The following is a 20,345-nucleotide window of genomic DNA, read 5'->3' as shown; positions in this document are numbered from 1 at the left end:
TGGACGCCGCCGGGAGCTCCTGACGCCGGTCCGGGAGGATCGTCGCAACGAGAGGAGCTCGCGATGACTGCGGCCGGGAGCGCGCCACGGGCCGGCGCTCCGGCATGGCCCCGGATCGCGCACCTGCTCGCGCCGGCAGGCGTCTACCTCGGCGTCCGGGCGGTGGGCGTCGCCGTGCTCGCTCTCATGGCAGGCGGGTCGCGACTGGTTCCCGAGCTCACCAGCTGGGACGCGTCGTGGCTGCTCGCAATCGCCGAGCACGGGTACGACGGCGTCCCGACCGACATGCTCGACGCGTTCGGCAACCACACCCCCGACACGCCGGTCGGCTTCTTCCCGGGCTATCCGGCGCTCGTCGCCGCGGTCGGCGTGCTGACGGGCGGCGACCTCGTCGTCGCGGGGCTGCTCGTCGCGGCGGCCGCAGGTGTGGCCGCCGCATACGGGACGACCCGGCTCGGGGAGCTCGTGCCCGGCGGGTCCCGGCGCACCGGCCTGCTGCTCACGGCCCTCTTCGCCGCCACCCCGATGAGCGTCGTGCTGTCGATGGCCTACACCGAGGCGCTCTTCTGCGCGTTGGTGGTGTGGGCACTGGTCGGTGTGCTGCGCGAGCAGTGGCTGCTCGCCGGGCTCTGCGCGGCGGCCGCCGGGCTCGTGCGGCCCACCGGCTCGGCCGTGGTGGGCGCCGTCGGCCTGGCCGCGCTCGCCGCCGTGCTCACCCGCCGCGGCGGCTGGCGACCGTGGGTGGGCGGCCTGCTCGCCACGACCGGCCTCATCGGATACCTCGGCTGGGTCGCCGCGCGCACCGGAGCGCTCGACGGCTGGTTCCGCATCCAGCGCGGCGGCTGGGGCTGGTACCTCGACGGGGGCGCCGCAACGGCCCGCTACATCGGGAGGGTGCTCGCCGACGGCGAGCGCGTGTTCGACGCCGTCACGGTGCTCGCCCTCATCGGCAGCCTCGTCCTGCTCGGCCTCGCGGTGACGCAGCGGATGCCGTGGCCGCTGGTCGCGTACAGCGCACTCGTGGTGCTGCCCGTGTGGGGCACCCACGGGCTGATGAACGCGAAGCTGCGACTGCTCGTCCCGGCGTTCGTGCTGCTGCTCCCGGTGGCCTCCGGCCTGGCCCGGCGCCGGCCGGGCACGGCCGTGGCCGTGGTGGTCGCAGCGGCGCTCGCGTCGGCGTGGTTCGGCGGCTACGCCCTGACGATCTGGCAGTACGGGATCTAGTGCTTCCGAACTCGGTGCCGCCGGGCCGAGCCGGCTCCGCACGATCAGGTCGCGGCGTGGGGTCGACGTGACCATGCAAGCTCGCTCCGCAGCGCCCGCCACGACTGGACGCGACAACGGGACGTCGGCGTCACCGGCTGCCGCGCCGGCCGGATCCCCTGATCACGAGTGTTCGGCGCTGCTGCCGACACCCGTTCCCGTGGTTGCGCCGAAGACACTCGCGATCTCGGCGCTCATGATCCGCTGTGGCGGGTGCTCATGGTCGTGGGAGCAGCCATGGGCAACCGACAGTTCGGATCATGCGCGCCTCGGCCGGTGAGGCCATTGCGCCATCTCACCCTCCGGGCGAGAGCGCGGTGAGCCCGTCGATCGGGCCCCATCGAGTCGGCCTGGTCCGGCGGGGTTCCGGTGGGCGCGCCGTTCCCGGCCCGGGCCACACGGCGGACGCCCACTCTTCGGGGCCTCCCGCGTGGTCCCGCGGTTCGCGTCGCACCCCTCACCTGTGCGAGGTGGCCGGGTTGGGTTCACTACCGACCTCCGGGGTTGCGTGGGCTGCCGTCCCCGGCCTGGGGCACGCCCGTTCACGACGAGATCGTCACTGCCGGGTGCCACGCCACCGGCGGTGGTCCCGACCCCTCCCATTCAACCCTCCCCTGCAGCGCCACGGTGAGATCACCGCCGGATCCGGGCCGCGGCCGGCCCTCATGAGCAGCGGAAACGGGACATCAGCTGTACCGGGAGGCTGTTGCCTGATCGGCGCGAGGTGCCGTCAACGATCAAGGCGAGATGGTGGCCAGTTGATCTTCGAGAGCGACCATCCGCCCTTGATCGCCACCCTCGCGACCCGGCTGACCCCTCGTTTCGGTCGCACATGGTCGTCACTGCAGCCAGGGGGAAACCGACCAGGCGGACCATCACGACAGGTGCCCAGGTCGAGCGCAGCTCGATCTCGCAACGCCCTCCCGGCGCGGGGCAGGGCGGCCTGAGCCGGGGACGGCGCGCCCACGAGACAGATCAGTCACACCCCGGGAGCGGAACGCACCCCCGGCCGTGATCAGGGACTCGGCGCGCAACCCGGGGTCAGATCCGCCGACCGCGCACCGACCCGCCGATCACGACGACGTCGGCCGCAGCGGCGGGAAGGCCTCCACACACGGGCACAACAACCGGCAGCTGAACCACCTGCTAGTGCTCCCGCCGCTCGTCGGCCGTCGTGGGCTTGTGCGCCCGCAGCGAGCCCGCGTGGGCCGTCAGGGTGGGGTCGCGCCGGGTCTTGATCAGGCTCGCCACGGTGACGATCACCAGCACGCCGATGATGACGGCGAGGCTGACCGGGGTGGAGATCTCGGGGACGGCGGTGGAGATGTCCTCGTGGGCCCAGTGCAGGATCAGCTTGACCCCGATGAAGCCGAGGATGATCGCCAGCCCGGTGGAGAGGTAGACGAGCCGGTCGAGCAGGCCCTTCACCAGGAAGTACAGGGCGCGCAGGCCCAGCAGCGCGAACGCGTTGGCAACGAACACGATGTAGGGCTCCGCGGTGACGCCGAAGACAGCCGGGATCGAGTCGAGCGCGAACAGCAGGTCGATGCTGCCGATGGCCAGCAGGACGATGAAGAGCGGCGTGACCATCCGGCGACCGTCGACCCGCGTGAAAATCCTGCCCCCGACGTAGTCGTCGGTGATCGGCAGCGCCCGGCGGGCTGTGCGCACGACCGCGTTGTCCTCGACGTCGGGATCCTCGTCGCGGTGCCGGAACAGCTGCACCGCCGTGTAGATCAGCAGCAGGCCGAACAGCAGGAACATGAACGAGAACAGCGACAGCAACGTGGCGCCGAGCGCGATGAAGATCGCGCGCATGATCAGCGCGAGGATGATGCCGAACGTCAGCACCTTGTGCTGGTGCTCCTCGGGCACCGCGAAGGTCGTCATGATGATCACGAAGACGAACAGGTTGTCGACCGAGAGGCTCTTCTCGACGATGTAGCCGGCGAAGTACTGGGTGCCGAAGTCCCCGCCGTAGGCCATCGCGAACCACACACCGAACGCAACCGCCACGAGGATGTAGAAGATCGACCAGGCGGTGGCCTCCCGGAAACCGACCCGATGCGGCCGCGCTGCGGCCAGCACCAGGTCGAGTGCGAGGAGCACGACGACCAGACCGATCGTCACCGCCCAGGTGAGCCAGCTGATCTCCAGCACCGAGCCTCCGCCTCAGTCGATCTTCATTACCATCTCTTTACCACTGGCCCCACCGAGGGTAGCGGAAGCGGGGTTCCACGATCGTTGGACCGGATGGACCAGCAGCCTTGTGGGTAGCCTTGCCCTGATGAAGGAGGCCGTGACGGACGGCTGGCCCCGCTGCTCGCTCACCGCGGGCACGGCGGGTGACCCGCTGGAGGGCACCGCGCCGCAGGCGGACCGGTGGCTGCTGGTCGAGCATCCCGGGCCGTGGCCCTCGCAAGCCCTCACCACGCTGCCGGCCGACGTGACCGACGCCCTCTCGGACTGGGAGGGGCGCGTGGTGCTCGTACGGCGTCCGGGCCGGGCCCGCCGGGTCGCGCCTCGCCGCTGGTTCCGCGTGGACGCGCGGCCGGGCCACGAGTCGGTCCGCACCGGTACGTACGGCCTCGAGTCGGAGCTGGTCTCGGCCGTCGACACGCCCGGGAAGCGCTACGACGGTCCCCTGGCCCTCGTCTGCAGCCACGGCCGGCACGACACCTGCTGCGCGGTGCGCGGCCGCGCCGTCGCCGCGGCGCTCGCCGCCGCCGATCCGGAGCCGGTCTGGGAATGCAGCCACGTCGGCGGGTGCCGATTCGCACCGGCCGTCGTGCTGCTCCCGCACGGCTACGCGCTCGGTGGGCTCGACCCGGCAGGTGCCCCCGCCGCGCTCGCCGCCTACCGCGCCGGGCGGCTCGAGCCGGCCGCCGTGCGCGGCCGGTCGGCGATGCCGCCCGCGGTGCAGGCCGCGCAACACCACGCCCGCCTGGCCACGGGCGCCACCGGGGTGGACGACCTGCGGCTCGTGCACGTCGTGCGCGACGACCTCCCGGACGGCAGCACGGACTGGCACGTCGAGCTCGCCGATCCGGACTGCTCGGTGCTGCTGCGGGAGCGGTACGTCGCCGCCGGACGCCCGCTGACGTGCGCGGCCACGACTCCCGGCCGGATGCGGATCTTCGAGCTGCAGAAGCTCCGCGCCAACCGCCGGTCCCACCCCGCCGAAACGCACGACTCGCCGTGCTGATACGCACGACTCGCCGTGCTGACACGCAAGACTCGCGGGTGAGTCCGACGTCCCGACACGGCGAGTCCGACATCCCAACACGGCGAGTCCGACGTCCCGACACGGCGAGTCCGACATACCGACACGGCGAGTCCGACATACCGACACGTTGAGTCCGACATACCGGCGCGGCGGGTCCGACATTCCGGCGCGGCGAGTCAGCCGGACTGCACGTCGTCGAGCGCGGCGGCGTCGAGCAGGCCCAGCTGGGCCGCGTGCGCGGCGATCTGCAGGCTGTCGTCGACGGCGAGCATCGGCACCCCCGCCGCGGTGACCTCGGCGGCCAGCGCGTCCACCTCGGCGAGCCGGCCGGGGAGGGCGTGCCGGGTGCGGCGGATGTACACGGCGCGGATGCGCTCCGGGAACTCGCGGGCGAGCCCCGCGTAGATCTCCGGGTCGAGCTGGCCGCTGTCGCCCACGAGAACGAGCCCGAGCAGCGGGTGCTCCTCGAGCATCCGCCGGACGAGCCCGCCCTTGTGCTCCTGCGCACCGATCCGGAACAGGCCGCTGTGCGACGGCCCCCAGTCGGTCAGCAGCAGCGGGCCGAGCGGGAACCGCCGCAGCGCGATGAACTCCAGCAGCATCTCGTGCAGGTTCCACGGGCTCGTCGAGACGTAGATGACGGGCCGGGGCGGGCCGTCGGCCGGCTCCACGAGCGCGCGGTAGAGCGCCGCCGCACCGGGCAGGGGCGTGCGGTCGCGCACCGGGGTGAGCAGGGTCGCACGCACGAACTCGATCCCCCGGGTCAGGCCGGTCTCCAGGATCGTGTCGTCCACGTCGCTGACCAGGCCGATCGGCACCGCCGGATCGACCACCAGCACCTGCGCCGACACCGCGGCCCCGTCGCGCAGCCGCAGCTCGAACGCGTGCCACCCGGGGCGCAGCGGCTCGGCGACGTCGAGCACGGCGTCGAGGTAGCCGTCGCGGTCGGCGCGGATCTGGGCCGCCACGCCGGGGCCGTTGACCGCGACCACCGCGCCCGGGACCTCGACGGTGAGGAAGCGCGCGATGGTCGCCCGCAGCACCGCCCGCCGCGACCGCGGGGTCGGTTCCGGCGCCTCCGGCACGCCGACCGCGGGCGCCGCGGCCTCCGGCCTGCCGAGCACGACCCGGCCGCCCACCCGCACCCGCCGGGTGGTGCCGTGCCCGATGAACGGCACGATCATCGGCAGGTGCCGGCCCCGGACGCGCAGGGTGAGCAGCACCCCCGCCTGCACGACGCTCTCGACCACCATCGCGGCCCCGACCACCAGCTTGCGCAGCTGCACGACGCAGACCTACCGCACGCCGCACACCGGGGCCACCTCGGGCCCCACGTAGCATGCGATCAGTGCGCACCGTCCTCCTCGACCTCGACGGCACCCTCGTCGACTCGGCGTCCACGATCGTCGAGCACCTGGCCGCGGCCATCGCCGAAGTCGGCTTCCCGGTGCCCGACGCCGCGCGGCTGCGCCTGCTGGTCGGCCCGCCGTTCGAGACGGCCCTGCCCGAGCTCGGCCTGACCGAGGAACAGACGGCGGCCGCCATCGTCGCCTACCGGACCTCCTACGACGCGGTCGCGGCCACGGTCACGCCCGTGTACCCGGGGATCCCCGAGCTGCTGGAACGGCTGCACGACGACGGGTTCCGCCTCGCCACCGCGACCTCCAAGCCCGAGGAGCTGGCGCGCAAGATCGTCGCGGGCACGGGGCTCGCGAGCCACCTCGACCTCGTCGGTGGTGCCGACCACGTGGCCGGCCGGGTGGGCAAGGCCGCCGTCGTCGGCTCGGTGCTCGAGCGGCTCGGCCTCGACCCCGCGCTCGCCCCTGTGGTGCTGGTCGGCGACCGGCACCACGACGTCGAGGGCGCCGCGGCGCACGGCGTGCCGACGATCGGCGTCACCTGGGGTTACGCCGAGCCCGGTGAGCTGGCCGGCGCCCGCCTCGTCGTGGAGGACCTCGACGAGCTCACCGATGCCTTGCGCGGGAACACCGTGTGGTCCACCACGCTGCCGCGCGACGCTGCCTGACCGGCCTGCCGGTCAGTCGGGTGTCGGGGTCTGCACCCAGCCGTAGCTGCGGTTGACCGCCCGCCCCCAGTTCTCGTGCTCGCGGCGGCGCAGGTCGTCGTCCATCGCGGGCTCCCACGCGGCGGCGCGGTGCCAGTTGGCGCGCAGCACCTCCAGGTCCGGCCAGTACCCGACGGCGAGGCCCGCCGCGTAGGCCGCACCGAGCGAGACGGCCTCGGAGCCGAGCGGGCGCTCCACCGGCACGTCCAGCACGTCGGCGACGAACTGCATGAGCAGGTGGTTGGCCGTCATCCCGCCGTCGACCTTCAGCCGGGCGACCGGCACCCCGGAGTCGGCGTTCATCGCGTCGACGACCTCGCGCGTCTGCCAGCCGGTGGCTTCGAGCACGGCGCGGGCGAGGTGGCCACGGTTGATGAACGAGGTGAGCCCGACCATCACGCCACGCGCCTCGGGGTGCCAGCGCGGCGAGTACAGGCCGGAGAACGCCGGGACGATGTAGCAGCCGCCGTTGTCCGGGACCGTGCTGGCGAGCGTCTCGATCTGGGCGGCGGTGCCGATCATCCCGAGTGAGTCGCGGAACCACTGCACCAGCGAGCCGGTGACCGCGATCGCGCCTTCGAGGGCGTACACGGGCGTGTCTCCGAGCAGGTACCCGACGGTCGGGATCAGGCCGTGCGTCGACTCGGCGAGCCGGTGCCCCGTGTTCATCAGCAGGAAGGCACCGGTGCCGTAGGTGCACTTGATCTCCCCGGGGGCGAAGCAGGCCTGGCCCACGAGCGCGGCCTGCTGGTCGCCGAGCGCCCCGGCCACCGGCACACCCGGCAGCAGCGTGGTGCAGGTGCCGTAGACCTCGGCGTTGGGCCGGATCTCCGGCAGCATCCGACGCGGCACCCGCAGCACGTCGAGCAGCTTGTCCGACCACTGCAGCGTCCTGACGTCCATGAGCATCGTGCGGCTCGCGTTCGTGACGTCGGTGACGTGCCTACCGGTGAGCCGCCAGATGAGCCAGCTCTCCATCGTGCCGAACAGCACGTCCCCCGCCTCGGCGCGCTCGCGCGCCCCGGGCACGTGGTCGAGCAGCCACCGCAGCCGCGGGCCCGCGAAGTACGTGGCGGGCGGGAGCCCGCAGATGGACGTGATCAACGGCGCGTGCCCGTCCTCGACGAGCCGGGCGACGATGCCGTCGGTGCGCGTGTCCTGCCAGGTGATCGCCCGCGCGAGCGGCACCCCCGTGTGCCGGTCCCAGATCACCGTGGTCTCGCGCTGGTTGGCGATGCCGAGCCCCACGATGTCGTCCGGCGTGAGGCCTGCGCTCTTGAGCGCCGCGGGCACGACCCGGGTGACGTTGCGCCAGATCTCCGCCGCGTCGTGCTCCACGAGCCCCGGCCGCGGGTAGTGCTGACGGTGCTCCCGCTGGGCAACGGCGAGCATCCGCCCGGACCGGTTGAACAGCAGGCACCGGGTGGAGGTGGTGCCCTGGTCGATGGCTGCGACGACGCGCTCGCTCACGGGCTGGCCACCAGCTCTGCCGAGATCTCGCGCGCCGCGGCCACCAGCTGCTCCGCCAGCCACGGGCGCAGCTCGCCGCCGATGCCGTAGAGCTCCTCGACCGGGCCGACCACGCCGATCGCGCCGACCACGATCCCGCCGCTCGCCCGCAAGGGCGCCGCCGCGCCGCCGGTGCCCGACTCGTACTCCCCCGTGTCGCTCGCCCATCCCCGCCTTCTGGCGAGGGTGAGCTGCGCCTCGAGGGCGGCGACCGAGACGCAGGTGCGCCCGGTCCAGCGCTGCAGGTCCAGGTCGCGCGCAGGCGGGGTGGCCACGGGGGCGAACGCGAGCAGGCACTTGCCGAGCGCGGTGGCGTGCAGCGGCTGCTCCTCGCCGGTGCGGATCCGCTGCGGGCTGCCGTTCGGCCGGAAGACGTGGTGCACCAGGCGCACGGAGCCCTGCGTCGCGACCCCGAGGTGGACGGCGAGCCCGGTGCTGCCGGCCAGCGAGTCGGCCCAGTTCATCGCGCGGGCGCGCAGGTCGTGCCGGTCCCAGCCGCCACGGCCGAGCTCGTGCAGGGCGGAACCGAGCCGGTAGCGGGCCGAGAAGGCGTCCTGGTCGACGAACCCCACGTCACGCAGCGTGCGGATGATCCCGTGAGCGGTCGGCCGGGGCAGGTCGAGGGCGGCCGCGAGCTCGTTCAGGCCCAGCGGCCGGTCGGTGCTTCCCAGCAGCCTGAGCACGGCCGCGGCCCGCTCGATGGACTGAATGGAGCCGGGCACGGCGCGACTCTACGGCACCCGATGTGATGTTCGTCCGATCGGCGGTTCGACAATGCCGAACACCGGCCGTTGACCGCCCCCTCCTGCCTCCCTAGCGTCCGCCACACCCCGCCGCTCAGCGGGTGTCTTCGAGGGAGGGCTTCAGCGGTGAAGAACTCATACATCGGGGAACTGATTGCAGAGTTCCTCGGAACGATGATCCTCATTCTCTTCGGCGTCGGCGTGGTGGCGCAGGTCGTGACCAACCCCGACGGCGCCATGGGCGACCACGACTCGATCGCCTGGGCCTGGGGGATCGGCGTGATCCTCGGCGTCTACGTGGCCGGGCGCGTGTCCGGCGCCCACATCAACCCGGCGGTCACGATCGCGCTCGCGGCGTTCAAGGGCTTCCCGTGGCGCAAGGTGCTGCCGTACTGCCTCGCGCAGACGCTGGGGGCGTTCGTCGCCGCGATCATCGTGCGGTTCGTCTACGCCGACCTGATCGCAAGGATCGACGCCGAACACACCATCGCCTCGCAGGGCATCTTCTCCACGCTGCCGGGCAACGGCGTCGAAGGCGCCAACGTCACGATCACCACGGCGTTCTTCGACCAGATCGTCGGCACCGCGATCCTCGTGTTCGTGGTCTTCGCCCTGATCACCGCGACGAACAACCCGCCGCTGGCGAACATGACCCCGGTGGTCATCGGCCTGCTCGTGGTCGGGATCGGCATGGCGTGGGGCGCGAACGCCGGGTACGCGATCAACCCGGCCCGCGACTTCGGGCCGCGGTTCGCGTCGTGGATCACCGGCTACGAGACGGCGATGTTCGACCAGAACGGCACCCTCTACTTCTGGTTGCCGATAGTCGCGCCGATCATCGGGGGACTGATCGGCGGGGCGGCCTTCAAGTACCTGGTGGAGCGCTACCTGCCTGCCGAGGCCCCGGAGGTCACGCTGGAGCCCACCCCGGCCGAACCCACACCGCCGCCCACCGCCGCCGACCCCAATCACCAGAAGCAGGCCTAGCCGGGCAGCGGAGCTTCCCCAACGCAGAGGAGAGACGCATGGCCGAGTTCGTCGGCGCCATCGACCAGGGCACGACCAGCACCCGCTTCATGATCTTCGACCACTCCGGCGACGTGAAGGGCATCCACCAGCTGGAGCACGAGCAGATCCTGCCGCAGGCCGGCTGGGTCGAGCACAACCCCGTCGAGATCTGGGAGCGCACCACCGCGGTCGTGCAGACCGCGCTCAACAAGACCAACCTCACCGCGTCCGACCTGGCCGCGGTCGGGATCACCAACCAGCGCGAGACGACCGTCGTCTGGGACCGGACCACCGGACGCCCGCTGTACAACGCGATCGTCTGGCAGGACACCCGTACCGACCGCATCGCCTCCGCGCTCGACCGGGACGGGCGCGGTGACGTCATCCGGCAGAAGGCCGGCCTGCCCCCGGCCACCTACTTCTCCGGCGGCAAGATCCAGTGGATCCTGGAGAACGTCGACGGGGTCCGCGAGGCGGCCGAGCGCGGCGACGCGATCTTCGGCAACACCGACACCTGGCTGCTGTGGAACCTCACGGGCGGTCGGGACGGCGGCGCGCACGTCACCGACCCGACCAACGCCAGCCGCACGATGCTGATGAACCTCGAGACGCTCGACTGGGACGACGAGCTGCTCGGCTTCTTCGGCATCCCGCGCTCGATGCTGCCGCAGATCCAGCCCAGCTCGCACCCGAGCGGCTACGGCACCACCCGGGCGAACGGCCCGCTGGGCGGCGAGATCCTGCTGACCGGCGACCTCGGCGACCAGCAGGCCGCCACCGTCGGGCAGGTGTGCTTCGCGCCGGGCGAGGCGAAGAACACCTACGGCACGGGCAACTTCATGCTGCTCAACACCGGCACCGAGCTCGTGCGCTCGAAGTCGGGGCTGCTCACCACCGTCTGCTACAAGTTCGGCGACGAACCTGCGGTGTACGCCCTCGAAGGCTCGATCGCCGTCACCGGGTCGGCCGTGCAGTGGCTGCGCGACCAGCTGGGCATCATCTCGGGCGCCGCGCAGAGCGAGTCGCTCGCCCGGCAGGTCGAGGACAACGGCGGGGTGTACTTCGTGCCGGCGTTCTCCGGGTTGTTCGCGCCCTACTGGCGGTCGGACGCGCGCGGCGCGATCGTCGGGCTGTCGCGCTACAACACCAACGCCCACCTGGCCAGGGCCACGCTCGAGTCGATCTGCTACCAGAGCCGCGATGTCGCCGAGGCCATGGAGAAGGACTCGGGCGTTGCGCTGGACGTGCTCAAGGTCGACGGTGGCGTCACCGCCAACGAGCTGTGCATGCAGATCCAGGCCGACGTGCTCGGCGTGCCGGTGAGCCGGCCCGTCGTCGCGGAGACCACGGCGCTCGGCGCGGCCTACGCGGCGGGGCTCGCCGTCGGGTTCTGGAAGAACACCGACGAGCTGCGCTCCAACTGGAACGAGTCGAAGCGCTGGCTGCCGCAGTGGAGTGACGAGCAGCGCACGACCGGGTACGAGCGCTGGAAGAAGGCCGTGACCAGGACGTTGGACTGGGTAGACGTCGACTGATTCTTCGAGCGACGCAACGAGGAAGGGAACCACCACCATGAGATCGGTCGCGCTCTCCCCGCAGGCCCGCGAGGAAGCCCTGGAGGCCATGAGCTCGACCGAACTCGACGTGCTGGTCGTCGGGGGCGGCGTCGTGGGCAGCGGTGCCGCCCTCGACGCCGCCACCCGCGGCCTGTCCGTCGGGCTCGTCGAGGCGCGCGACTTCGCCTCGGGCACGTCGAGCCGGTCCAGCAAGCTGATCCACGGCGGCCTGCGCTACCTGGAGATGCTGGACTTCCGGCTCGTCGCCGAGGCGCTTCAGGAGCGCGGGCTGCTCATCCAGACGCTCGCGCCACACCTCGTGAAGCCCGTGCCGTTCCTCTACCCGCTCACCCACCGCGGGTGGGAGCGGCTCTACGCGGGCACGGGCGTCGCGCTGTACGACACCCTCGGGCTTCTGTCCGGCCGCTCCCGCGGCGTGCCGGCACACCGCCACCTCACCCGCCGGGGCGCGCGCAAGATCGTGCCGTCGCTGCGCAAGGACGCCCTCGTCGGGGCGCTCCTCTACTTCGACGCCCAGGTCGATGACGCACGGCACACCATGTTCGTCGCCCGCACGGCCGCGGCGTACGGCGCACACGTCGCGTCCCGGGCCAGGGTGGTCGGGCTGCTGCGCGAGGGCGAGCGGGTCACCGGCGCCGAGGTGCACGACCTGGAGTCCGGGCGCACGCTGCGGGTGCGGGCCCGACAGGTGATCAACGCGACCGGGGTGTGGACCGACGAGACGCAGGGCCTGGTCGGCGAGCGCGGCCAGTTCCACGTGCGGGCGAGCAAGGGCATCCACCTCGTCGTCCCGCGCGACCGGATCCGCGGTGACTCCGGGCTGATCCTGCGGACCGAGAAGTCCGTGCTCTTCGTCATCCCGTGGGGCCGGCACTGGATCATCGGCACCACCGACACCGACTGGAAGCTGGGCCTCGCCCACCCCGCAGCGAGCGCCGCCGACATCGAGTACCTGCTCGACCACGTCAACGCCGTGCTGGAGCAGCCGCTCACCCACGAGGACGTCGAGGGCGTCTACGCGGGGTTGCGGCCGCTGCTGTCGGGCGAGTCGGAGTCGACGTCCAAGCTGTCCCGGGAGCACGCCGTGGCGCACACGGTGCCGGGGCTGGTGGTCGTCGCGGGCGGGAAGTACACGACCTACCGCGTGATGGCCAAGGACGCCGTCGACGCCGCGGTGCACGGGCTGCACATCAAGGTGCCGCCGTCGGTCACCGAGAAGGTCCCGCTGCTCGGCGCCGACGGCTTCGAGGCGCTGAAGAACGCGGCCCCACTTCTCGCCCAGCAGTACGGGGTGCACGAGGCGCGCATCCTGCACGTGCTGGGGCGCTACGGATCATTGGTCCACGAGGTGCTGGAGCTCGTGGTGACCGACCCGAGCCTCGGCGAGCCCCTCGCCGGAGCGCCCGACTACCTGCGCGCCGAGATCGTCTACGCCGCCTCGCACGAGGGCGCCCGGCACCTCGACGACTTCCTCGCCCGCCGCACCCGCATCTCGATCGAGACTTTCGACCGGGGCATGGGAGTGGTCGAGGAGGTGGCGCGGCTCGTCGCGCCCGTCCTGGGCTGGAGCGACGAGCAGGTCGAGCGCGAGGTGGAGCACTACCGCAAGCGCGTCGAGGCCGAGCGGGAGAGCCAGAAGATGCCCGACGACGAGACGGCCGACGCCGCCCGGATGGGTGCCCCGGAGGTCGTGCCCGTGGTGTGACCCCTGGTCAGTCCTCGTCCCACACGGCCAGGAGGCTGACCAGGACGAAGACCTGCACCTCCAGCGGCAGTCCGGGCAGCTCCGCCTCGGCCTCGCCGAACCAGGCGCTCGTGCGCCGGACCGTGCCGACCGGCTCGCCGTCGCGCACGAGCACCTGGTCGCGCCGCCACGGCGAGGGCCGCTCGAACTCGTGCACCTCCCCGCCGGTCTCCAGGGTCCAGGTCGAACGGCCGACGCCGTCGGCGAGCGCGACCAGCCGGCCGGACTCGTCGCGCAGCCGGTAGCGCCGGCCCGTCCAGCCGCCGCGCGCCACGTCGTAACGGTGCCCGCCGAGCTCGAACGTGCCGCCGCCGATGAAGGCGGACGGCTTCCACGTGCACGTCGGCGTGTCATCTCGGGTGATCTCGTAGCGGGTGCTCAGCAACCCGGCCCGGGACGCGCGCAGCACCGCCCAACCACACCATCCGACGCCGTGATCCGCCAGCCCCGCGTAGCTTCGACGAACGTGCCGGATCTGATCTCACTCGACGACGTCACCGCAGCGGCCGAGCGCATCGCCGCCCACGTGCTGCGCACCCCCACCGTGTCCAGCCCCGGCCTCGCCGACCACCTCGGGGTACCGGTGACGTGCAAGCTGGAGCTGCTGCAGCGCACGGGTTCGTTCAAGCCGCGCGGTGCGGTCCACAAGCTGCTCGGGCTCTCCCCCGCCGAACGCTCGGCCGGGGTGGCGGCGGTCAGCGGCGGCAACCACGGCATCGCCCTCGCGGAGGCCGCCGCCGCGCTCGGCGTCGCCGCCACCGTCGTGATGCCGGAGTCGGCGCCGCAACGCTCCATCGAAGCGGTGCGGGCCCGCGGAGCGCAGCTGCGGCTCACCCCGGACGTGTCCGCGGCCTTCGCGCTCCTCGACGAGCTGGTCGCGGCCGGTCGCACGCTCGTGCACCCCTTCGACGACCCGGTCGTGATCGCCGGTCAGGGCACCGTCGGGCTGGAGCTCGCGCAAGACGCCCGGGATGTCACCGATGTGCTGGTCAGCATTGGCGGCGGCGCGCTGATCTCCGGCGTCGCCACCGCGCTGCGTGCCCTCATCCCGGGTGTGCGGGTCTGGGGCGTGGAGACCGACGGCGCGGACTCGATGTCCCGCGCGCTCGCCGCGGGCGCTCCGGTCACGATGGCTCCGACCTCGATCGTCACCACGCTGGCGCCCCCGTACGTCTGCGAGCTGACGCTCGCCCACGTCTCCGCGCTCGTCGAGGACGTGATCGTCGTCCCGGACGCCGACGCGGTGCGCGGCTGCCTCACGTTCGCCGAGGAGGCGAAGGTGTGGACCGAGCCCGCGGCGGGCTGCCTCGTCCCAGCCGCGCACCAGGTGGTCGACCGGGTCGGGCCGGGCGCCCGGCTCGGCCTCGTGGTCTGCGGCGGCAATGTCACCGCCACCGACGTCACGGCGTGGGTGCAGCGGTTCGCGGCCACGCCGTTCCCGGCGCGTGTCCCCGTGGCCTGACGGGACTTCCCCGCACCCCGCGGGCGTTGGGGTGGGCGTGCGGAGCGACGTGGTGGTGATCGGGGCCGGGCAGGCGGGGCTCTCGGCGGCGTACGGGCTGCGCCGGGCGGGGCTCGCTCCCGGCTCGGGATTCGTCGTGCTCGACGGCGAGGACGGGCCCGGCGGTGCGTGGCGGCACCGCTGGCGCACGCTGCGTGTCGACCGCGCGCACCGCATCTCGAGCCTCCCCGGGCTGCCGTTCGAGCCCGCCGACCGGACCCGGCCCGCGGCCGAGATCGTGCCGGCCTACTTCGACGCGTACGAGCGCGTGTACGACCTGCAGGTGCGGCGCCCGGTACGGGTGGGCGCCATCCGCCCGGCCGGACCCGACCTCCGGGTCGAGACGGACGCGGGCACCTGGACCACCCGCGCGCTGATCAACGCCACCGGCACGTGGACGCGCCCGTTCCGCCCGCGCTACCCCGGCGCGGAGACCTTCCGCGGCCGCCAGCTGCACACCGTCGACTACGCGGGGCCGGAGGAGTTCGCCGGCAAGCGCGTGGTCGTCGTCGGCGGGGGAACGTCCGCGGTTCAGCTGCTGATGGAGATCGCCACCGTGGCGGCCGCGACGACCTGGGTCACCCGGCGTCCGCCGGAGTTCCACGAGGAGCCGTTCGACGAAGACTGGGGCCGCACGGTCGTTGCCCGCGTCGACGAGCGGGTGCGGGCCGGGCTGCCGCCGCAGAGCGTCGTGAGCGTCACGGGCCTCGCACTCACACCCGAGGTGCGGGCCGCGCAGGCCGCGGGGGTGCTCGACCGGCTGCCGATGTTCGAGCGGATCACCCCCGAGGGCGTGGTGTGGGCAGATGGCACAGCCTGGGCCGCGGACGTGATCTTGTGGGCCACGGGGTGGCGCGCCGCCCTCGGCCACCTCGCCCCGCTGCGGCTGCGCTCACCGGGCGGCGGCATCGCCGTCGACGGCACGCGGGTGGTCGCCGACCCGCGGATCCACCTCGTCGGCTACGGGCCCAGCGCCAGCACGATCGGCGCGAACCGGGCCGGGCAGGCGGCCGCGCGCGAGGTGGTCGCGCTCCTGCGGGAACCCGCAGCGGCGTAGCCGCGATCCGGCCCGGACTGTCGGGATTGCGTGGGCGGGCGAGCCACCGCAACGTCTGGATGACGGCCGTCACAAGGCCTCGCCTTCGCAACACCCCACCTCTAATATTCGGCGCGGAGTAATCGGTGCGGAACGATCAGGAGGGCATGTCCACGGTGACCGTGACCCCGCTGGGCATCTCCGTGCTGGCCCTGCTCGCCGAGCGGCCCATGCACCCGTACGAGATGTACCGGCTGCTGCTGGAGCGGCACGAGGACCGGCGGGTGAAGGTCCGGCCCGGCTCGCTGTACCACACGGTGGACCGGATGGCCGAGATCGGCCTGGTCGAGGCCACAGGCACCGAGCGCGACGGCGGTCGCCCCGAGCGCACCACCTACCGGATCACGGACGCCGGCCGGGAGGCCCTCGCGGAGCGGATCCGCACGCTGCTGGCCACCCCCGTCAACGAGTACCCGCAGTTCCCCGTCGCCCTCGGCGAGGCGCACAACCTCCCGCGCCACGAGGTGATCGAACTGCTCCGGGCGCGGACGCGCCGGATCGAGGGCGAGCTCGCCGAGGGCGCCGCGCTGCTGCGGGCCGCCGCGGACCGGCACGTGGAGGAGGCCTACCTGCTCGCCGCCCACTACCTGCAGGAACAGCTCACCGCGGAGCTGAGCTGGCTCACCGACCTCATCGGTCGGCTCGAACGCAAGGAGCTGCGATGGCCGAACGAGGACGGGCTGTGAGCGGCGCCCGGCCGTGGCCTGCGCTGTGGGCGCTCTCCATCGGCTTCTTCATGATCCTCGTCGACGCCACGATCGTGTCGGTGGCCACGCCCGCGATCATGGCGGACCTGGGCGCCGATGTCGCGTCGGTCGTGTGGGTCACCAGCGCCTACCTGCTCGCGTACGCGGTGCCGCTGCTCGTCACCGGCCGCCTGGGCGACCGGTTCGGCCCCAAGCGGGTCTACAGCGTCGGCCTCGTGGTCTTCACGCTGGCGTCGCTGTGGTGCGGGCTCACGGCGAACGTCGAGCAGCTGATCCTCGCGCGGATCGTCCAGGGCCTCGGCGCCTCGATGATGAACCCCCAGACGATGGCCGTCATCACCCGAACCTTCCCCGCCGACCAGCGCGGCCGCGCGATGAGCCTGTGGGGCGCGGTCGCGGGCATCGCGACGCTGGTCGGCCCGATCCTCGGTGGGGTGCTGGTCGACGGCCTCGGCTGGGAGTGGATCTTCTTCGTCAACGTGCCGGTCGGCGTGGTCGGCCTCGCACTCGTCCTGCGGCTCGTGCCGGACCTTCCCACCCACGTCCACCGGTTCGATCTCCTCGGCGTGGTGCTGAGCGGGGTCGGGATGTTCCTGCTGGTGTTCGGCATCCAGGAGGGGCAGACCTTCGACTGGGGCCCGATCGCCGGGCCGATCTCGGTGTGGTCGCTCATCGTGGCCGGGCTCGTACTGCTCGCGGTGTTCGTGCTCTGGCAGGCGCACCACCAGGGCGACCCGCTCGTGTCGCTCGCCCTGTTCCGCGACCGGAACTTCAGCCTCGCCAACGTCGCGATCACCACGGTCGGGTTCGCGGTGACGGCGATGGCGTTCCCGCTCATGCTGTACGCGCAGGGCGTGCGCGGGCTGAGCCCCACCGGGTCGGCGCTGCTCCTCGCCCCGATGGCCGTGATCTCGGGGGTGCTGGCGCCGGTCGTCGGGAGGCTGACCGACCGCCACCACCCGCGCCACATCGCCGGCATCGGGATGGCCTGCTTCCCGGTCGCGCTGTTCTGGCTCGCGGCCGTGCTCGTGCCCGGCGCGCCGATCTGGCAGCTGCTGCTCCCGCTCGTGCTGATCGGCACCGCGAGCGCGTTCGTCTGGGCGCCGATCGGGAGCACGGCCACCCGCAACCTCCCGATGGCGCACGCCGGTGCCGGAGCGGGGGTCTACAACACCACGAGGCAGGTCGGCGCGGTGCTCGGCAGCGCGGGGATCGCGGCGATGATGGAGGCGCGGCTGTCCGCGCTCCTGCCGGGGATGCCCGGCTACGCCGAGGCCGCCGTCACGCAGCTACCGGCCGCGCAGCACGGGGCGTTCGCCGCCGCGATGGCCCAGTCCCTGCTGCTGCCCGCGGGCGTGCTCCTGGCCGGGCTGGTCGCGGTGCTGTGCTTCGCGCGGCCGGCCCACCTGCGCCGGGACCCCGCCCGCGCGGCGGCCGCCGGCGACTAGCGGCGACTAGGGGAGCACTAGCTGCGGCGGCGGTGCAACCAGACCCCGCCCCAGACCGTGGCGACCAGTGACAGCAGGAAGACCGCCGGCAGCGCCACGAGCATCGACATCATCAGTCCGAGCACACCGACGACGAGCACGAGCGTGGGCAGCAGCCGCGAGCCGCCGCCTGCCGGCGCCGGCCACCGCGTGAACCGGCGCGCGAACTCGGGATCCTCTTGCTGCAGCCGGCGCTCGATCTCCTCGAGGCGGCGCCGGTCGTTCTGGTTGAACATCGCATCGCCTCCCCGACTGGACCCCGCGCACGCCTCACCGCCGGGGTGATCAGCGAGTTCCCGCCGGAAGCGCGATCAAACGGCGCGCTGATCGGCGATCGGGTCGCCCCAGTACTCGTCGGGCCCCGGGTCGTATGCGGGGGCGTGAGCCGCGCACCAGCCCAGGTGCACCGGGCGTTCCCCACAGCCTTCGGCGTCGCACCGGGTGAGCCGGACCCACAGCCCTCTCAGCCCGTCGAGCCTGCCGCGGGCAGGCACGTCCGGTTGTCGCGGCGACGCGATCGTCATTCTTTCCCCCCGATGCAACCCCTGTTGCGAAATCCATATCGGGTGCAGGGCGGCGGCCGTTAACGAGCGTGGGGAAGATCGCCGAGAAACCTCTGACGGCCCCGAGGCGCGACCCCTGCGGAGCCGGTCCGGCGGGGGTGGTGAACTCTTCGCGACGGGGCGGCGTGTCCCGTGTGGCGGGCCGACGGGGCCCGCGGACCCCCGAGGAGCACGACCGATGATCCTGCGACGTCAGGCGGGCACCGAGACGCAGCCGCCGCGGTGGCGCCCGCTTGCGGCACGGCTGCTCACGGTGCTGGCGGCCCTGCTCGTGCTGACCGCCCTCGTCGCACCGGACACGGTCACCGATCTCACGCCGGCCGCGTTCGTGCGGCTGCCCGTCGAAGCGCTCGCCGGCGTCGCCGTCCTGCTGGTGCTTCCCGCTCGTGCGCGCCGGCCCGTCGCGGCGGTCGGCGGCGCCGTGCTGGGCCTGCTCACGATCCTGAAGATCCTCGACCTGGGCTTCTCCGCGGTGCTCGCCCGCCCGTTCGACCCGGTGCTCGACTGGGCGCTGCTCGACGACGGCCTCGGCTTCCTCGGTTCGTCCACCGGTCCTGCCGGGCAGGTCGCCGCGGTCGTCGGCGCCGCCGTCGTCACCATCGGGCTCCTCGTCCTCGTGACGCTCGCGGTCGTGCGGCTGGCCCGCGTCACGGTCGGGCACCCGCGACCCGCGACCCGCGTCCTGGCCGCGCTCACCCCGGTCTGGGTGGCGTGCGCCGTGCTCGGTGCGCAGCTCGTGCCGGGGGTGCCGGTCGCATCGGCATCCGCCGCGATCGCCGCCGGGCAGCGGGCGGTGCAGCTGCCGGCGAGCATGCTCGACCAGCAGGCGTTCACGGCGGCGCTCACCACCGACCCGTTCCGCGGCGTGCCCGCCGACCAGCTGCTCACGGCGCTGCGCGGCAAGGACGTCGTGCTCGCCTTCGTCGAGAGCTACGGGCGCAGCGCGCTCGAACGGCCCGAGCTCGCGGGACCCGTCACCGCCGCGCTCGACACGGGGAGCGCGCAGCTCGCGTCCGCCGGGTTCTCGGCCCGCAGCGGCTTCCTCACCTCGCCGGTGGCGGGCGGCAGCAGCTGGCTCGCGCATGCCACGCTGCTGTCCGGGATGCGCGTCGCCAACCAGGCCCGCCACGACGCGCTGATGGCGAGCGACCGGCTCACGCTCGTCAGCGCGTTCGCCATGGCGAGCTGGCGGACCGCCGCCGTCATGCCGGGCACCACCGGCGAGTGGCCGGAGGCGCGGTTCTACGGCCATCAGCACGTCTACGACTTCCCCGCACTCGGCTACCGCGGGCCCGACCTCGGCTGGGCCAGCGTGCCCGACCAGTACACGATGTCGGCCTTCGAGCGCATGGAGCACGCGCAGCCCGACCGCCCGCCGCTCTTCGCCGAGATCGCGCTCGCGTCGAGCCACGCCCCGTGGCCGCTCATCCCACCGGTGATCGGCTGGGACCAGGTCGGCGACGGCTCGGTCTTCCGGACGTTCGCGACCGGCGAGCCGCGCGACGCCGTGTGGGCGAAGGGCACCGACGCCGTGCACTCCGCGTACAGCCGCTCGATCGCCTACTCCCTCGGAACGCTCACCTCGTGGGTGCAGAACTCCGGTGACGACGACCTGGTGCTCATCGTGCTCGGCGACCACCAGGCCGCGCCGCTGATCATCGGTCCGGACGCGGGCCACGACGTGCCGATCTCGATCATCACGCGCGACCGGGACGTGCTCGACCGGATCGGCGGATGGGGCTGGGAGGACGGGCTGCGGCCGAGCCCGCAGGCCCCGGTCTGGCCGATGGAGGACTTCCGGGACCGCTTCTTCACGACGTTCGGCCCCGGCCCGGCGCCCGAGGCGCACTGACGGC

At 72.9% G+C, this 20,345-nt stretch carries 18 protein-coding genes; 11 read left to right on the top strand and 7 right to left on the bottom strand.

Annotated features, from left to right (window positions below; genetic code table 11):
• The first annotated feature begins 63 nt into the window (after positions 1-63).
• Positions 64-1,224: a hypothetical protein gene (locus FHX44_RS25065; protein ID WP_246170577.1), complete on the top strand. Its 1,161-nt coding sequence runs from the start codon at positions 64-66 to the stop codon at positions 1,222-1,224.
• A gap of 1,185 nt (positions 1,225-2,409) precedes the next feature.
• Here FHX44_RS25065 and FHX44_RS25060 read toward each other — a convergent pair.
• Positions 2,410-3,423 (bottom strand): TerC family protein, encoded by a 1,014-nt coding sequence (locus tag FHX44_RS25060; protein ID WP_147258034.1) that lies wholly within the window; start codon positions 3,421-3,423, stop codon positions 2,410-2,412.
• Between the two features lie 127 nt (positions 3,424-3,550).
• Here FHX44_RS25060 and FHX44_RS25055 point away from each other — a divergent pair, with 127 nt between their 5' ends.
• Positions 3,551-4,468 (top strand): sucrase ferredoxin, encoded by a 918-nt coding sequence (locus FHX44_RS25055; RefSeq protein ID WP_147258033.1) that lies wholly within the window; start codon positions 3,551-3,553, stop codon positions 4,466-4,468.
• Positions 4,469-4,665: 197 nt separating this feature from the next.
• Here FHX44_RS25055 and FHX44_RS25050 read toward each other — a convergent pair whose 3' ends face one another.
• Positions 4,666-5,775: an App1 family protein phosphatidate phosphatase gene (locus FHX44_RS25050; protein WP_147258032.1), complete on the bottom strand. Its 1,110-nt coding sequence runs from the start codon at positions 5,773-5,775 to the stop codon at positions 4,666-4,668.
• A 62-nt stretch (positions 5,776-5,837) separates the two neighbouring features.
• Here FHX44_RS25050 and FHX44_RS25045 point away from each other — a divergent pair, with 62 nt between their 5' ends.
• Positions 5,838-6,515 (top strand): HAD hydrolase-like protein, encoded by a 678-nt coding sequence (locus tag FHX44_RS25045; protein ID WP_246170576.1) that lies wholly within the window; start codon positions 5,838-5,840, stop codon positions 6,513-6,515.
• A gap of 12 nt (positions 6,516-6,527) precedes the next feature.
• On the opposite strand, the gene glpK (FHX44_RS25040) is transcribed toward FHX44_RS25045, so the two are convergent.
• Together glpK (FHX44_RS25040) and FHX44_RS25035 are read right to left on the bottom strand one after the other, a co-directional pair.
• Positions 6,528-8,024, bottom strand: a complete 1,497-nt coding sequence (glpK, locus tag FHX44_RS25040; RefSeq protein ID WP_147258030.1) for a glycerol kinase GlpK — start codon at positions 8,022-8,024, stop codon at positions 6,528-6,530.
• Positions 8,021-8,785 carry an IclR family transcriptional regulator gene (locus tag FHX44_RS25035; protein ID WP_147258029.1) on the bottom strand — a complete coding sequence of 255 codons (765 nt, stop codon included), beginning with the start codon at positions 8,783-8,785 and terminating at the stop codon, positions 8,021-8,023. The genes glpK (FHX44_RS25040) and FHX44_RS25035 overlap by 4 nt, the downstream gene beginning before the upstream one ends.
• 147 nt (positions 8,786-8,932) lie before the next feature.
• On the opposite strand from FHX44_RS25035, the gene FHX44_RS25030 reads away from it, so the two are divergent.
• The 3 genes from FHX44_RS25030 to FHX44_RS25020 are packed head-to-tail and all read left to right on the top strand — an operon-like array spanning position 8,933 to position 13,096.
• Positions 8,933-9,793 (top strand): MIP/aquaporin family protein, encoded by an 861-nt coding sequence (locus FHX44_RS25030; protein WP_212612634.1) that lies wholly within the window; start codon positions 8,933-8,935, stop codon positions 9,791-9,793.
• 38 nt (positions 9,794-9,831) lie between these two features.
• Positions 9,832-11,349 carry a glycerol kinase GlpK gene (glpK, locus tag FHX44_RS25025; protein ID WP_147258027.1) on the top strand — a complete coding sequence of 506 codons (1,518 nt, stop codon included), beginning with the start codon at positions 9,832-9,834 and terminating at the stop codon, positions 11,347-11,349.
• Between the two features lie 37 nt (positions 11,350-11,386).
• Positions 11,387-13,096 carry a glycerol-3-phosphate dehydrogenase/oxidase gene (locus tag FHX44_RS25020; RefSeq protein WP_147258026.1) on the top strand — a complete coding sequence of 570 codons (1,710 nt, stop codon included), beginning with the start codon at positions 11,387-11,389 and terminating at the stop codon, positions 13,094-13,096.
• A 7-nt stretch (positions 13,097-13,103) separates the two neighbouring features.
• On the opposite strand, the gene FHX44_RS25015 is transcribed toward FHX44_RS25020, so the two are convergent.
• Positions 13,104-13,544, bottom strand: a complete 441-nt coding sequence (locus FHX44_RS25015) for an LURP-one-related/scramblase family protein (RefSeq protein ID WP_147258025.1) — start codon at positions 13,542-13,544, stop codon at positions 13,104-13,106.
• Positions 13,545-13,601: 57 nt separating this feature from the next.
• Here FHX44_RS25015 and FHX44_RS25010 point away from each other — a divergent pair, with 57 nt between their 5' ends.
• The 4 genes from FHX44_RS25010 (at position 13,602) to FHX44_RS24995 (ending at position 17,887) form a co-directional block, all read left to right on the top strand.
• A complete protein-coding gene (locus FHX44_RS25010) occupies positions 13,602-14,597 on the top strand; it encodes a threonine ammonia-lyase (RefSeq protein WP_246170575.1) in 996 nt (331 codons plus the stop codon).
• 37 nt (positions 14,598-14,634) lie between these two features.
• Positions 14,635-15,693, top strand: a complete 1,059-nt coding sequence (locus FHX44_RS25005) for an NAD(P)-binding domain-containing protein (protein WP_342792935.1) — start codon at positions 14,635-14,637, stop codon at positions 15,691-15,693.
• Positions 15,694-15,818: 125 nt separating this feature from the next.
• Positions 15,819-16,418 carry a PadR family transcriptional regulator gene (locus tag FHX44_RS25000; protein ID WP_246170573.1) on the top strand — a complete coding sequence of 200 codons (600 nt, stop codon included), beginning with the start codon at positions 15,819-15,821 and terminating at the stop codon, positions 16,416-16,418.
• Positions 16,394-17,887, top strand: a complete 1,494-nt coding sequence (locus FHX44_RS24995; protein ID WP_147258023.1) for a DHA2 family efflux MFS transporter permease subunit — start codon at positions 16,394-16,396, stop codon at positions 17,885-17,887. The genes FHX44_RS25000 and FHX44_RS24995 overlap by 25 nt, the downstream gene beginning before the upstream one ends.
• A 17-nt stretch (positions 17,888-17,904) precedes the next feature.
• Here FHX44_RS24995 and FHX44_RS24990 read toward each other — a convergent pair whose 3' ends face one another.
• Both FHX44_RS24990 and FHX44_RS42290 read right to left on the bottom strand, forming a co-directional pair.
• Complete coding sequence (locus FHX44_RS24990; RefSeq protein ID WP_147258022.1) at positions 17,905-18,162, bottom strand: DUF3040 domain-containing protein; 258 nt, start codon at positions 18,160-18,162, stop codon at positions 17,905-17,907.
• A 75-nt stretch (positions 18,163-18,237) separates the two neighbouring features.
• Entirely contained in the window at positions 18,238-18,450 is a 213-nt protein-coding gene (locus FHX44_RS42290; protein WP_170308682.1) for a hypothetical protein, read from the bottom strand.
• A 217-nt stretch (positions 18,451-18,667) separates the two neighbouring features.
• Between FHX44_RS42290 and FHX44_RS24985 the strand changes: the two genes are divergently transcribed.
• Positions 18,668-20,341: an alkaline phosphatase family protein gene (locus tag FHX44_RS24985; RefSeq protein ID WP_212612633.1), complete on the top strand. Its 1,674-nt coding sequence runs from the start codon at positions 18,668-18,670 to the stop codon at positions 20,339-20,341.
• Positions 20,342-20,345 lie beyond the last annotated feature (4 nt).

The sequence above is a fragment of the Pseudonocardia hierapolitana genome (genome assembly GCF_007994075.1).
Lineage (GTDB): Bacteria > Actinomycetota > Actinomycetes > Mycobacteriales > Pseudonocardiaceae > Pseudonocardia > Pseudonocardia hierapolitana.
Note: the sequence above shows the minus strand (reverse complement) of the source record. Positions and strands in the feature narration are given on the sequence as shown.